This window comes from Xanthomonas translucens pv. undulosa, assembly GCF_017301775.1.
In the GTDB taxonomy this organism is placed as follows: Bacteria; Pseudomonadota; Gammaproteobacteria; order Xanthomonadales; family Xanthomonadaceae; genus Xanthomonas_A; species Xanthomonas_A translucens.
Map to the genome: position 1 here is coordinate 4,091,926 of NZ_CP063993.1, position 13,448 is coordinate 4,105,373.

Annotated in this window: 9 protein-coding genes; all 9 read right to left on the minus strand. The window is 68.3% G+C overall.

Annotation, left to right across the window (positions count from 1 at the left end):
• Positions 1-82: 82 nt before the first annotated feature.
• The 9 genes from dnaE to dxr all read right to left on the minus strand — a co-directional run bounded on the left by dnaE (position 83) and on the right by dxr (position 13,447).
• Positions 83-3,673 carry a DNA polymerase III subunit alpha gene (dnaE, locus tag ISN38_RS17410; RefSeq protein ID WP_003468395.1) on the minus strand — a complete coding sequence of 1,197 codons (3,591 nt, stop codon included), beginning with the start codon at positions 3,671-3,673 and terminating at the stop codon, positions 83-85.
• 143 nt (positions 3,674-3,816) lie between these two features.
• Complete coding sequence (locus ISN38_RS17415) at positions 3,817-4,506, minus strand: ribonuclease HII (protein WP_108084840.1); 690 nt, start codon at positions 4,504-4,506, stop codon at positions 3,817-3,819.
• Complete coding sequence (gene lpxB, locus ISN38_RS17420; protein WP_199222589.1) at positions 4,503-5,816, minus strand: lipid-A-disaccharide synthase; 1,314 nt, start codon at positions 5,814-5,816, stop codon at positions 4,503-4,505. Before lpxB ends, ISN38_RS17415 begins: the two co-directional genes overlap by 4 nt.
• Entirely contained in the window at positions 5,813-6,604 is a 792-nt protein-coding gene (lpxA, locus tag ISN38_RS17425) for an acyl-ACP--UDP-N-acetylglucosamine O-acyltransferase (RefSeq protein WP_003468401.1), read from the minus strand. Before lpxA ends, lpxB begins: the two co-directional genes overlap by 4 nt.
• Positions 6,605-6,623: 19 nt before the next feature.
• Positions 6,624-7,079, minus strand: a complete 456-nt coding sequence (fabZ, locus tag ISN38_RS17430; RefSeq protein ID WP_108084841.1) for a 3-hydroxyacyl-ACP dehydratase FabZ — start codon at positions 7,077-7,079, stop codon at positions 6,624-6,626.
• Positions 7,079-8,098, minus strand: a complete 1,020-nt coding sequence (gene lpxD, locus ISN38_RS17435) for a UDP-3-O-(3-hydroxymyristoyl)glucosamine N-acyltransferase (protein ID WP_003468408.1) — start codon at positions 8,096-8,098, stop codon at positions 7,079-7,081. Before lpxD ends, fabZ begins: the two co-directional genes overlap by 1 nt.
• A 317-nt stretch (positions 8,099-8,415) precedes the next feature.
• A complete protein-coding gene (bamA, locus tag ISN38_RS17440; protein WP_038237579.1) occupies positions 8,416-10,782 on the minus strand; it encodes an outer membrane protein assembly factor BamA in 2,367 nt (788 codons plus the stop codon).
• 86 nt (positions 10,783-10,868) lie between these two features.
• Complete coding sequence (gene rseP, locus ISN38_RS17445) at positions 10,869-12,233, minus strand: RIP metalloprotease RseP (RefSeq protein WP_003468413.1); 1,365 nt, start codon at positions 12,231-12,233, stop codon at positions 10,869-10,871.
• Between the two features lie 26 nt (positions 12,234-12,259).
• On the minus strand, positions 12,260-13,447 hold the full coding sequence (gene dxr, locus ISN38_RS17450) for a 1-deoxy-D-xylulose-5-phosphate reductoisomerase (protein WP_003468415.1): 1,188 nt from the start codon (positions 13,445-13,447) through the stop codon (positions 12,260-12,262).
• Between the last annotated feature and the right edge of the window lies 1 nt (position 13,448).

The following is a 13,448-nucleotide window of genomic DNA, read 5'->3' on the forward strand; positions in this document are numbered from 1 at the left end:
CCGGGACCCGGGACTCGGGACTCGGAAAGTCAAAGGCAACGGCCCTTGCTCTTACGGGTCCCGAGTCCCGGGTCCCGGCTCCTCAAGCCCACGGCGGGCTGTACTTCACCTTCACCGCGCGCACGCCCGGATCGGCGCGCAAGGTGTCCAGCAGTTGCGGGTCCACGCGCACCGCGTGGCTGCCGTTGAGGTCGAGCATGCCGGCCACCGCGCCGTGTTCGGATTGCAGCAGCAGGTCCAGGCGCAGGGGCGTCTTGCCGGGGCGGTGGCGCGCCAGCAGCGCGTCGATGCGCGGCCAGGTGCTGCGCTGGCGCAGGTCCAGGCGCAGCGACAGGCGCTGCGCGTGGTGGGTGCAGATCTGTTCGTAGTCCCAGCACTGGCGGATGCGCATCGCATAGCCGCCGTTGAATTCGTCCTCGCGCACGCCGCCCTTGACGATCAGGATGCGGTCGCGGGTGAGCAGGTGGCCGAACTCGGCGATGGCGTCGGTGAACGCGCTGCACTCGACCCGGCCGCGGCCGTCCTCGAGTTGCACGAACACCTGGCTGTCGCCCTTGCGCCGCAACCCGACCACCTGGCCGGCGAGGATCGCGCTGATTTCCGGGCGCCAGGCGCGTTTTTCGCCGTCGCCGCCACCGCCGCGTCCGCCGCCGGATTGCGCGCAGATCTTTTCCAGCGCGCTCAGGTCGCAGCCGACCAGCTCGCGCACTTCCTCGCGATAGGGATCGAACGGATGGCCGCTGAGATAGAAGCCCAGTGTCTCGCGCTCGCCGGTCAGCAACTGGCCGAGCGGCCATTCCTTGCTTTCCGACAGATCCAGGTGCAGCGCCGGGGCGCTGGTGTCGGCACCGCCGAACAGCGAGTTCTGCCCGGAAGCGCGCTCGCGCGCCATCTGCTCGGTGGCCTTCATCACCTCCGGCAGCTGCAGCATCAACGTGGCGCGGTTGCTGCCCAGCCCGTCCATCGCACCGGCGTTGATCAGCGCTTCCAGCGTGCGCTTGTTGAGCTTGGCCGACTCCACGCGGGTGCAGAAATCCAACAGCGAGACGTAGTCGCCGCCGCGCTCGCGCTCGGCCACGATCGCCTCGCAGGCGCCGCGGCCCACGCCCTTGATCGCGCCCAGCCCGTACTGGATGGTGTCCGGCGTGGCCGCTTCGAACATGTAGGCCGAGGCGTTGAGCCGCGGCGGCAGCACGGTCAGGCCGAGGTTGCGCACCTCGTCGAGGAAGCCGACCACCTTGTCGGTGTTGTCCATGTCCGAGGACAGCGTCGCGGCCATGAACTCGGCCGGGTAGTGCCGCTTCAGCCACGCGGTCTGGTAGCTGACCAGCGCGTAGGCGGCGGCGTGCGACTTGTTGAAGCCGTAGCCGGCGAATTTCTCCATCAGGTCGAAGATTTCGTCGGCCTTGGCCTGCCCGACGCCGCCCTTGGCCGCACCCTCGCGGAAGATTTCGCGGTGCTTGGCCATCTCCGCCGGCACCTTCTTGCCCATCGCGCGGCGCAACAGGTCGGCGCCGCCCAGCGAGTAGGCGCCGACGATCTGCGCCATCTGCATCACCTGCTCCTGGTACACCATGATGCCGTAGGTGTCCTTCAGGATCGCTTCGGTGCGCGGATCGGGGTAGATGATCTCCTGCTGGCCGTGCTTGCGCGCGTTGAAGTCCGGGATCAGGTCCATCGGGCCGGGGCGGTACAGCGACACCAGCGCGATCAGGTCTTCGAAACGGTCGGGCTTGGCGTCCTTGAGCAGCCGGCGCATGCCCGAGGATTCGAACTGGAACACCGCGCCGGTGTTGCCCGAGGCGAAGATGCCCTTGTAGGTGGGCGCGTCGTCGAGCGGGATCGCGGTGATGTCCAGCGGCGGGATGCCGGCGCGCGCATGGCGCACGTTGATCGCCTTCACCGCCCAGTCGATGATGGTCAGCGTGCGCAGGCCGAGGAAGTCGAACTTGACCAGGCCGACCTGCTCGACGTCGTCCTTGTCGAACTGGGTGACCGGGTTGCGGCCCAGATTGTCGACGTCGTGTTCGGCGAACAGCGGGCAGAAATCGGACAGCGGCGTCGGCGCGATGACCACGCCGCCGGCGTGCTTGCCGGCATTGCGGGTGAGGTCTTCCAGCTGCCGCGCCAGGTCCATCAGGTCGCGGACATCGTCCTCGCTCTGGTAGCGCTGGATCAGCTCCGGCGAGGCCATTTCCGAATCCTTGCCTTCCCCCATCGCGTCCTTCAAGGTGATGCCGAGGATGTTTGGGATCAGCTTGGCCACGCCATCGACCAGGCCGTACGGGAAGCCGAGCACGCGGCCGCAGTCGCGCACCACCGCCTTGGCCGCCATGGTGCCGTAGGTGATGATCTGGCTGACCCGGTCGCGGCCGTACTTGCGCGCGACGTAGTCGATGACCTCGTCGCGGCGGTCCATGCAGAAGTCGATGTCGAAGTCGGGCATCGACACGCGTTCGGGATTGAGGAAGCGCTCGAACAGCAGGTTGTACGGCAGCGGATCCAGGTCGGTGATCTGCAGCGCCCAGGCCACCAGCGAGCCGGCGCCGGAGCCGCGGCCCGGGCCGATCGGGATGCCTTGGTTCTTGCCCCACTGGATGAAGTCGGCCACGATCAGGAAGTAGCCGGGGAAGCCCATCTTGATGATCGTGTCGAGCTCGAACTCGAGCCGGTCGACGTAGTCCTGGCGGGTCTTGCCCGGCGCCAGCGGATGCTTCTCCAGGCGTGCGGCCAGGCCGTCGCGCGACTGGCTGCGGATCCAGCTGTCCAGGGTTTCGTCGTCGGGCACCGGATAGGCGGGCAGGAAGTAGGTGCCCAACTGCATCTCGATGTTGCAGCGCTGCGCCAGCGCCAGCGTGTTGTCCAGCGCGTCGGGAATGTCGGCGAACAGCGCGGCCATTTCCTCGGACGACTTCAGGTATTGCTGGTCGCTGTAGTCGCGCGGGCGTTTGGGGTCGTCGAGCACGCGGCCGGAGGAAATGCACACGCGCGCCTCGTGCGCGGCGAAATCGCTGGCGTACAGGAAGCGCACGTCGTTGCTGGCCACCACCGGCAAGCCGCGGGTGCCGGCGGCATGCAGCGCGAACTGGTTGAACGCTTCCTCGCCGTCGCGGCCGGTGCGGGTCAGTTCCAGGTGCAGGCCGTCGCCGAAGATACGCTGCCAGTCGGCCAGTTGCTGCTCGGCCAGGTCGTGGCGGCCTTCGCTGGCCAGGCGTCCGGCCAGGCTGCTGCGCCCGGCCAGCGCGAACAGGTTGTCGCTGCCGGTTTGCAGCCATTCCGGGCGGATCGCCACGCCGCCTTCGTTGCGGTGGCCTTCCAGCCAGGCGCGGGTCAGCAGCCGCGACAGGCTCAGATAGCCGTCGCGGTTGCGGCACAGCACGGTCAGCCGCCACGGCGTCTCGCCGGCGCTGTCGGCGATCGACAGGTCGGCGCCGGCGATCGGCTTGATGCCGACGCCTTCGGCGGCCTTGTAGAACTTGACCAGCGCGAACAGGTTGTTCAGGTCGGTGACCGCGAGCGCGGGCAACTCCAGCTCGACCGCGCGGCTGAGCAGATTGGCCTGCTTGGCTTTCTTCGGGTCGGCCTGATCCGGTTTCTCTGGCACACGGATGGTCGAATCCGCCAGCGAGAACTCGGTGTGGACGTGCAGATGGGCGAAGCGGGAAGTGGACATGCGGAACCAGAACGATGCCCGGGCAGGTTAGCGGCGGGGGCGGAGGCGGGCAAGGCTTGACAAGCTCGGGACTCGGGACCGGGGACTCGGGACCCGGTGGTCCGCCGCGTGCGGACCCTGTGCGCGCTGTTGCAGGCCGGAATCTATGCGCTCTGCGGCTGTTCCGGGTCCCGAGTCCTGAGTCCCGGGTCCCGCCCCAGCAACGCACGCCGCACCGGCGCGAAGCTACGCCGATGCTGCGCGCACGGGCCGTGCGCGGCCAGCGCGGCCAGGTGCGCCGGGGTGGCGTAGCCCTTGTGCAGGTCGAAGCCGTAGTGCGGGTGCTGTGCGTGCAGGCGCTGCATGAGGCGGTCGCGGGTGACCTTGGCCACGATCGAGGCGGCCATGATCGAGCGGTCCAGGCCGTCGCCGCCGACCAGCGCCTCGGCGGCGCAGGGCAGGCCCTTGGGCACCCGGTTGCCGTCGATGCGCGCGAAACCGGCCACGTGCGCCACGCCCTCGACCGCGCGGCGCATGCCCAGCATGGTGGCCTGGTAGATGTTCAGCCGGTCGATCTCGTCGGCTTCGATCAGCACCACCTGCCAGGCCAGCGCACGCTCGACGATGTGCGCGTACAGCGTCTCGCGGCGCGCGGCGGTCAGCTGCTTGGAGTCGTCCAGGCCGTTGATGCGGGGGCGCGCCGGATCGAACACCACCGCGGCCACCGCGACGGGTCCGGCCAGCGGCCCGCGCCCGGCTTCGTCGACGCCGGCGTAGAGCCGGGACTCGGGACCCGGGACTCGGGACTCGCACAGCAGTTCCCGCTGCGGCGATGTGGCATCGGGATGCTTCATGGCGTTGCTTTTTTCGAGTCCCGAGTCCCGAGTTCCGAGTCCCGGCTTTCCAACAATTCCGCCACCGCATCGGCCGCCCGCGCCGACGCATCCTGGCGCAGCAACTGATGCAGCCGCGCGTAGTCGGGTTGCAGCGCGGCTACTGCCTGCGGATCGCGTAGCCAATGCAGCAGCGCGGCGGCGAGCGCGTCGGGAGTGCAGGCGTCCTGCATCAGTTCCGGCGCCAGGTCGCGGCCGGCGAGGATGTTGGGCAGTGCATAGCGGTCGACCTTGAGCAGGCCCAGCGCCTTGACGAGGCGGTAGGTCAGCGGCGCGACCTTGTAGCCGACCACCATCGGCCGCTTCATCAGCATCGCCTCCAGTGTGGCGGTACCCGAGGCCAGCAGCACCACGTCGGCGGCGCGCAGGGCGGTGCGTGCCTGGCCGTCGAGCAGGTGCGAATACACCACCGGCAACGCCGAGCGCGATAGCTGCTCGGCCAGCAATGCCTTGCACGCGGGGTTGGCGGCCGGCACCACCACGTGCGCGCCCGGCAGCTCTTGCAGTACCTCCCAGGCGGCGGCGAAGAAGGTGTCGCCGAGCCGGCCGATCTCGCCCAGGCGGCTGCCCGGCAGCACCGCCAGCACGGTCGCGCCGGCCGGCAGGCCCAGTTCGGCGCGTGCCGCGCCGCGGTCCTCGTGCAGCGCGATCGCGTCGGCCATCGGGTGGCCGACGAAGCGCGCGTCCACGCCGTGCCTGGCGTAGATCGGCGGTTCCATCGGGAACAGGCACAGCACCAAGTCGGCGCTGGCGCCGATCTTGGCCGCGCGCCGCTCGCGCCAGGCCCACACCGACGGACTCACGTAGTGCACGGTGCGGATGCCGCGCTGCTTGAGCCAGCGCTCCACGCCGAGGTTGAAGTCGGGCGCGTCGATGCCGACGAACACGTCCGGGCGCCAGTCCAGCAGGCGCTGGCGCAGCGTGCGGCGCAGTTGCAGCAGCCGCGGCAGATGCCGCAGGACCTCCATCAGGCCCATCACCGCCAGTTCGCTGGCGTCGAACCAGGTCTGGCAGCCGGCGTTGCGCATCGCATCGCCGCCGATGCCGGCGAATTCGGCATCCGGGTAGCGCGCGCGCAACGCCTCGATCAGCCCGGCGCCAAGCTGGTCGCCGGAGGCTTCGCCGGCGACCAGGGCCACGCGCAGCTTCGCTGCGCCGGGACTCGGGGGGCGGGACTCGGGACTCGGAGCTCCGGCCAGGGAGCTGCGCGATGTCGTGCCGTTACGGGTCCAGAGTCCCGAGTCCCGAGTCCCGGTGGTTCCACTGTTCATCGCAACAACGGCCGCTCGCTGGCTTCGATGAATTCCAGCATCGCGCGCACGTCCTCGCTGTTTTCGGCCAGTACCGCCAGTTGCTGCTTGGCCTCTGCCAGCGGCAGGCCGGCCACGTACAGCGCGCGGTAGGCGCGCTTGATCGCGGCCAGGCGCTCGGTGTCGAACCCGCGGCGCTTCAGGCCTTCGCTGTTGATGCCGCGCGGGCGCCCCAGCGAGTTGCCGCCGACCATGGTGAACGGCGGCACGTCGCCGTTGATCAGCGCGCCCATGCCGAGGAAGGCGTGGGCGCCGATGCGGCAGAACTGGTGCGCGCCGGCGAAGCCGCTGATGATCACGTGGTCGCCGACTTCGACATGCCCGGCCAAGGTGGTGTTGTTGGAGAACACGCAATGGTCGCCGACCACGCAATCGTGGGCGACGTGGGTGTAGGCCAGGAACCAGTTGTCGCTGCCGATGCGGGTGATGCCGCCGCCATTGCCGGTGCCGCGGCTGACGGTGACGAACTCGCGGATCACGTTGCGGTCGCCCATCACCAGTTCGGTGCGCTCGCCGGCGAACTTCTTGTCCTGCGGATCGCCGCCCAGCGCGACGTGGCCGACCAGGTGGTTGTCGCGGCCGATCCGGGTCGGGCCGACGATGCTGCAATGCGAGCCGATCACGCTGCCTGCGCCGATGGCGACCTCGGCGCCGATCAGGCTGAAGGCGCCGACGCGCACATCCGCCGCCAGCGTCGCCGACGGATCGATCACCGCGCTGGGATGGATCAGAGGGACGTCGTCGCTCATTGCAGGTCTCCTGCCTGGCTCATTCGCGGGTGCCCGCGCACAGCACCTCGGCGCAGGCGACGACCTTGCCGTCGACCTTGGCTTCGCCGTAGTACACGGCCATGTTGCGGATCACCCGCTTGATTTCCACGTGCAGCTCCAGCACATCGCCGGGCACGACCTGGCTGCTGAAGCGGGCCTTGTCGACCTTGACCATGTAGAACAGCTTGGACTGCGCATCGCGGCCCATCGCGAGCTGGGTCAGCACGCCGCCGGCCTGCGCCAGCGCCTCGATGATCAGCACGCCGGGCATGATCGGCTTGCCGGGGAAATGGCCCTGGAAGAACGGCTCGTTCACGCTGATGTTCTTGTGCGCGACGATCTTGCGGTTCTCGTAGTCGAGCGACACCACCTTGTCCACCAGCAGGAATGGATAGCGGTGCGGGATCAACTTCTGGATCTGCTCGATGTCCGGCAGGGTCTGGTCGTGGCTCATTACTTCTCCTTGCTGGCAGACAGGATGCGACGGGCCAGGGCATCGAGCTGTTTGAAGCGCGCGGCGTTCTTGCGCCACGTGCGGTTGTCGGTCAACGGGGTGCCGGACGAGTATTCGCCCGGCGCATGGATGGAGTTGCGGACCACCGACTTGCCGGTGATCACCACCTTGTCGCAGATTTCCAGGTGGCCGACCACGCCGACCGCGCCGCCGAGCATGCAGTAGCGGCCGATCCTGGCGCTGCCGGCGATGCCGGTGCAGCCGGCGATCGCGCTGTGCGCGCCGATGTGCACGTTGTGCGCGACCTGCACCAGGTTGTCCAGGCGCACGTCCTCTTCGAGCGTGGTGTCTTCCAGCGCGCCGCGATCGACGCAGGCGTTGGCGCCGATTTCGCAATCGTCGCCGATCGTCACGCCGCCGAGCTGCGGCACCTTGATCCAGTGGCCGGCGTCCATCGCCAGGCCGAAGCCGTCAGCGCCGAGCACCGCGCCGGGGTGGATGCGCACGCGCTTGCCCAGGCGCACGCGGGTGACCAGGGTGACGCGGGCAATCAGTTCGCAGCCGTCGCCGACCTGGCAGTCGTCGCCGATCACGCAGCCCGGACCGATCACGCAACCGTTGCCGACCACGCTGCGCGCGCCGATGCTGACGAAGGCGCCGATATGCGCGCTGGCGGCGATCTGCGCGCTGGGGTCGATGCTGGCGCTGGGATGGAGGCCGGGCGGTCGCGCCGGCGCCATGTCGAACAGCGCGGCGATCCTGGCGAAGGCGACGTACGGATCGCGCGCGATCAGCGCAGTGCCGGGCGCCGCGTCGGCATCGTCGGCGCGCAGCACCACTACCGCCGCGGCACTGTCGGCCAGCTGCGCGCGATAGCGCGGATTGGCCAGGAAACTGAGCTGTCCGGGGCCGGCATGGGCCAGCGTGGCGACGCCGTGCACGGCGACCGCGCCGTCGCCATGCACCTGCAGACCGAAGCGTTCGGCGATCTCGTGTGCGGTATGGGAAGGAGTATTCACTCGGGGATTCTACCGTGTGCCATCGGCACGGTCATGCTGCGCCTGTGCAGCGGGCAGCGCAGGCCCCACCTACCCACCAGCCAGGCTGCGATCAATCAACTGGAGAAAAGCCCCTGACTGGCCCACTACGCGATTACTCATCTGGACAAGATCCCGGATCAGATCGCAGTCAACCGGCTGGAGCAAAGCCCCCTTTTGTAAAGGGTGCGCGCCGACAGGCGCGGGGATTTGGCGAGCTAAGCCCCGGGGCCCAAGTTCCCGCTACGCGGGAGCCTGGGGCCGCCAGGGCAACGCCCTGGCGGCGGGTGGGCAGTTCCTCAGAACTGCCCACCAAACGTGAACTGCAGGCGCTCGATCTCGTCGTTGTCTTCCTTCTTCAACGGGATCGCGTAGCTGATCGAGATCGGGCCGACCGGTGCGCGCCACAGCAGCGCCACGCCAGTGGAAGCGCGCAGTTCGTTGGTCTTGTAGTTGTCCACGCCGTTGAACACGTTGCCGACGTCGACGAACGCGGAGATGCGTGCCGAGGGGCTGTCGAACAGCTTCGGGAAGTACATTTCCGCCGAACCCACGGTCTTGAACGAGCCGCCCAGCGGCTGTCCTCGTCTGTAGGACTGCGTGGCCTCCGAACGCGGGCCGAGGGTGTTGTCCTCGAAACCGCGCACCGAGTTGGTGCCGCCGGCGTAGAAGTTCTCGTAGAACGGCAGGCCCGCGGCGGTGAGCGTGCGGGTGGTGCCGTCGGGGTTGGTGATGGTGCGGCTGACGTCGCTGCCGTAGCTGTCGCCGTAGCCGAATTCGGCGCGGGTATTGAGCACCAGCGACGGAATAAGCGTCCAGTACTTGGAGATCTGGTAGTTCAGCTTCCAGTATTCGACGGTGGAGCCGGGCAGGGTGGCTTCCAGGCCGACGCGCTGGTACATGCCGCGGGTCGGCATGAAGTAGTCGTTGCGGGTATCGCGCGCCCAGCCCAGCTCGCTGCGCCAGGCGTGGAAGGTGCGCTGGCCGATCGCATCGATGTAGTCGATGATCGCCCGCGGGGTGTAGTTGGGGTAGGTGGTGATCTGGTTGCTGTCGATGCCGAACATCAGCGAGACGGTGTCGTTCTCGGTGATCGGCACGCCGAAGATCACCTGCGCCGCGCCGTTCTTGCTGTTGTACTGGGCGGTGCCGAAGTCGGAGTAGTCGAGCTTGCGCCAGGACACGTTGTAGCCCAGCGACACGCCGTCGTCGGTGAAGAACGGATTGGTGTAGGAGAACGCGTAGCGCTCCTGGTAGCTGCTGCGCGAGGCGTCCACCGAGACGCGGTTACCGCCGCCCAGGAAGTTGTTCTGCGAGAGCTGCACCGAGGTGGTCACGCCGTAGGTCTGCGAATAGCCCAGGCCGAAGGTGAAGCTGCCCGAGGTGGTTTCCTTGACGCTGTAGACCACGTCCACCTTGTCGTTGCTGCCCGGCACCGGCGGCGTTTCCACGTTCACCGATTCAAAATAGCCCAGGCGCTGCAGGCGGACCTTGGAACGGTCGATCGCCGCCTGCGAGTACCAGCTGTTCTCGAACTGGCGCATCTCGCGGCGCAACACTTCGTCGGAGGTTCGGGTATTGCCCTTGAACACGATGCGCCGTACCGACACACGCGGGCCCGGCACCACCTGCAGGTTGATCGCGACGGTGCGCTTCTCGCGGTCGGTGGTGGGGATCGGATTGACCTTGGCGAAGGCATAGCCAATGTTGCTGAGGGTGTTGGTGATCGCGTCGGAACTGAATTCCAGCAGCGCGCGCGAGAAGGTGTCGCCCGGCTTCGGGATCACCAGTTTCTCGATCTCTTCCTGCGGCAGCACGGTGTCGCCGGTGACCTTGATGTCGGAGATCTTGTACTGCTCGCCCTCGGTGATGCCGGCGGTCAAGTACATGTCGCGCTTGTCGGGGCTGATCGCCACCTGGGTGGAATCGACGCTGAAATCGACGTAGCCGCGGTCCAGGTACCAGGAGTTGAGCTTCTCCAGGTCGCCGGACAGTTTTTCCTTGGAGTACTGGTCGTCGCGGCGGTACCACGACAGCCAGTTGTGCTCGCGCGATTCCCAGCTGTCGAGGATGTCCTTGGTGGCGAACTTCTCGGTGCCGATCAGGTTGACGTGCTGGATCTTGGCGGCCTTGCCTTCCTTGATCGCGATCGCCACATCGACCCGGTTACGGTCCAGCGGGCTCACCGTCGGGGTGATCTCGACGTTGTACTTGCCGCGGTTGTTGTACTGGCGGGTCAGTTCCTGGGTCACCCGGTCCAGGCTCAGCCGGTCGAAGGTGCCGCCCTCGCTCAGGCCGATGTCGGACAGGCCCTTGAGCAGCTCTTCGCTCTTGATGTCCTTGTTGCCGGTGACGGTCAGCTTGTTGATCGCCGGGCGTTCCTTGACCGTGACCACCAGGATGTTGCCCTGGCGATCGACCTGCACGTCCTCGAAGAAGCCGGTGCGGTACAGCGCGCGGATCGCCTCGCCGACCTTGGCATCGTCCACCGTGTCGCCGCGTTCCACCGGCAGATAGGTGAACACGGTGCCGGAGGAGATGCGTTGCAGCCCGTCGACGCGGATGTCGCTGGCGGTGAAGGGCTCCGTCGCCTGGGCCAGGACCGGCAAGCTGAAGCTGGCGGCGAGGGCGAGGGCTAGCAGGCGGCGAGTGGGAAATCGCGTCATGTCACGTCCGGTAGAGGTCGATATCGTTGTTGCATGGGCGCCGGCGTAAGACGACGACAGCGGGGTCGAGTGGATCAGCATCGGGTTCATCGCAAGACCTGGCCGAAGATGTCGTTGTAGAACGCCAACCCCATCAGCCCGGCCAGCATCGTCAGACCGACGACCTGCCCCGCAGCCATGGCTCGCTCGCTCAGCGGGCTACCCTTGACCAACTCAATAAGGTAATACAGCAAGTGCCCGCCGTCCAAGATTGGAATCGGCAGCAGGTTCATGATCGCCAGGCTCAGCGACAGCAGTGCCAGGAAATACAGGAACACGTCCGGCCCCTGCTTGGCCGAGCCGTTGGCCACCTTGGCGATGCTGATCGGCCCGGACACGTTCTTCATCGAGGCATGGCCGGTCAGCATGCGCCGAATCAGCCCCAGCGTATCCCCGGCCAGCTTGCCGGTCTCGCGGAACGCGACCGGGATCGCCGCCAGCGGGCCGTATTGCAGCCTGGCGTCGAACGCCGGCGGCGGGCGGTCCTGCTGGCCGAGGTCCACGCCCAGCGACAGGCCTTTCAGCCGCGGATCCTTGCTCTGGGTGAGGCGCACGTCCAGCGCCAGCCGCTCGCCGTTGCGCTCGACCTCGACCAGGCCGCTGCCGCCTTTCCTGGCCAAGGCCCGCACCTGCGGGGCGACCTGGTCGGCGCTGACCACCGCGGCGCCATCCACCGCCAGGATGCGGTCGCCGGGGCGCAGTACGCCGTCGGCAGCCGAGCCCGGGCTCACCTTGGCCACGATCGCCGGTTGCAGGGCGAAGCGCCAGGTGAGGCCGGCCAGGCGCGGCACTTGCTGCTCGTCGAAGTCGGCCGGCAGCTGCGACAGGCGCAGCGTGTGCACGCGGGTGGCGCCGTCGCGGCTGTCCTCGGTCTGGATGCGCACGTCGGCGCGGTCCATCGCGGCCACGGTCAGCTGCATGCTGGCATCGCTCCAGCTGGACACTTCGCGGGTGCCGATGCGCACGATGCGCTCGCCCGGCTGCAGCCCGGCCTGCAGCGCCAGGCCGTCGGCGCGGCCGACGATCGCGGCGTAATCCTGCTTGCCGATCACGAACATCGCCCACAGCAGCGCCACGCACAGCACCAGGTTGGCGACCGGGCCGGCGGCGACGATGGCGATGCGCTGCCACACGTGCTTGTTGTTGAAGGCCTGTTCGCGCTCGGCCGGGGCCACCTCGCCCTCGCGCTCGTCGAGCATCTTCACGTAGCCGCCCAGCGGGATCGCCGCGATCGCGAACTCGGTGCCATGGCGGTCGTAGTACGACCACAGCGGCTTGCCGAAGCCCACTGAGAAGCGCAGTACCTTGACCCCGCAGCGGCGCGCGACCCAGAAATGGCCGTACTCATGGAAGGTCACCAGCACGCCCAGGCTGACGATCATCCACCAGACGGACCCGATGAAATCACCCATGCGCGTGGCTCATAGGGGCGTGCGTGTCAGACATGGGCAGGCTGGCGGGCAATGGCGAGTTCGGTGATCTTGCGCGATTGCGCGTCCGCCGCCAGCAGCGCGTCCAGGCAGTCGGCCGCGCCTGCAGGCAGCACGGTCAGGGCGTTCTCGACCAGCGCAGGAATCGATAGGAAACCGATACGGCCCTGAAGAAAGGCTGAAACAGCCACTTCGTTGGCCGCATTCAGGATCGCCGGGGCGCTGCCGCCGGCCTGCATCGCGCGCCAGGCCAGGCCCAGGCAGGGGAAGGCGTCCAGGTCCGCCGGCTCGAACTCCAGGCGGCCATGCGCCAGCAGGTCCAGCCCGGCGACCCCGGATTCGATCCTCTGCGGCCAGCCCAGGCCCACCGCCAGGGTGGTGCGCATGTCCGGCAACCCCATCTGCGCCAAGGTGGAACCGTCGATGAACTCGACCAGCGAGTGGACCAGGCTCTGCGGGTGCACCAGCACCTCGATGCGCGCCGGCGGCAGCGCGAACAGGTGGTGCGCTTCGATCACTTCCAGGCCCTTGTTCATCAACGTCGCCGAATCGACCGAGATCTTCGGCCCCATCGACCACTTCGGGTGCGCCAACGCCTGCGCCGGGGTCACGCCCTGCAGCCGGTGGCGGTCCCAGCCGCGGAACGGGCCGCCGGAGGCGGTCAGCAGCACCCGTCGCACCTCGGCGCCGGCCTGGCGCGAGCGCAGGCACTGGAAGATCGCGTTGTGTTCGCTGTCGATCGGGATGATCTCGGCGCCGGCGGCGGCGGCCGCGGCAGTGACCAGCTCGCCGGCCAGCACCAGCGATTCCTTGTTGGCCAGCAGCAGGCGCTTGCCGGCGCGGGCCGCGGCCAGGGTCGAGGCCAGGCCGGCGGCGCCGACGATGGCGGCGACCACGCTGTCGCAGGCGTCGCTAGCCACCAGCTGGTCCAGCGCGGCGGCGCCGGCATGCGCTTCGGTGCGCAACCCGGCAGCGCGCAGGCCGTCGCGCAGCGCCGCATACAGTGCCGGGTCGGCGATCACCGCGTGCGCCGGCCGGTGCGTGGCGCATAGCGCCAGCAGCGCGGCAACGTTGCCGCCGGCGGCCAGCACGCTGGCGCGCAACCGTTGCGGATGGCGCGCGATCACGTCCAGCGCGGAGGCGCCGATCGAACCGGTAGCGCCGAGCACGGCGATGTGGCGGACGGCATCGGCCATA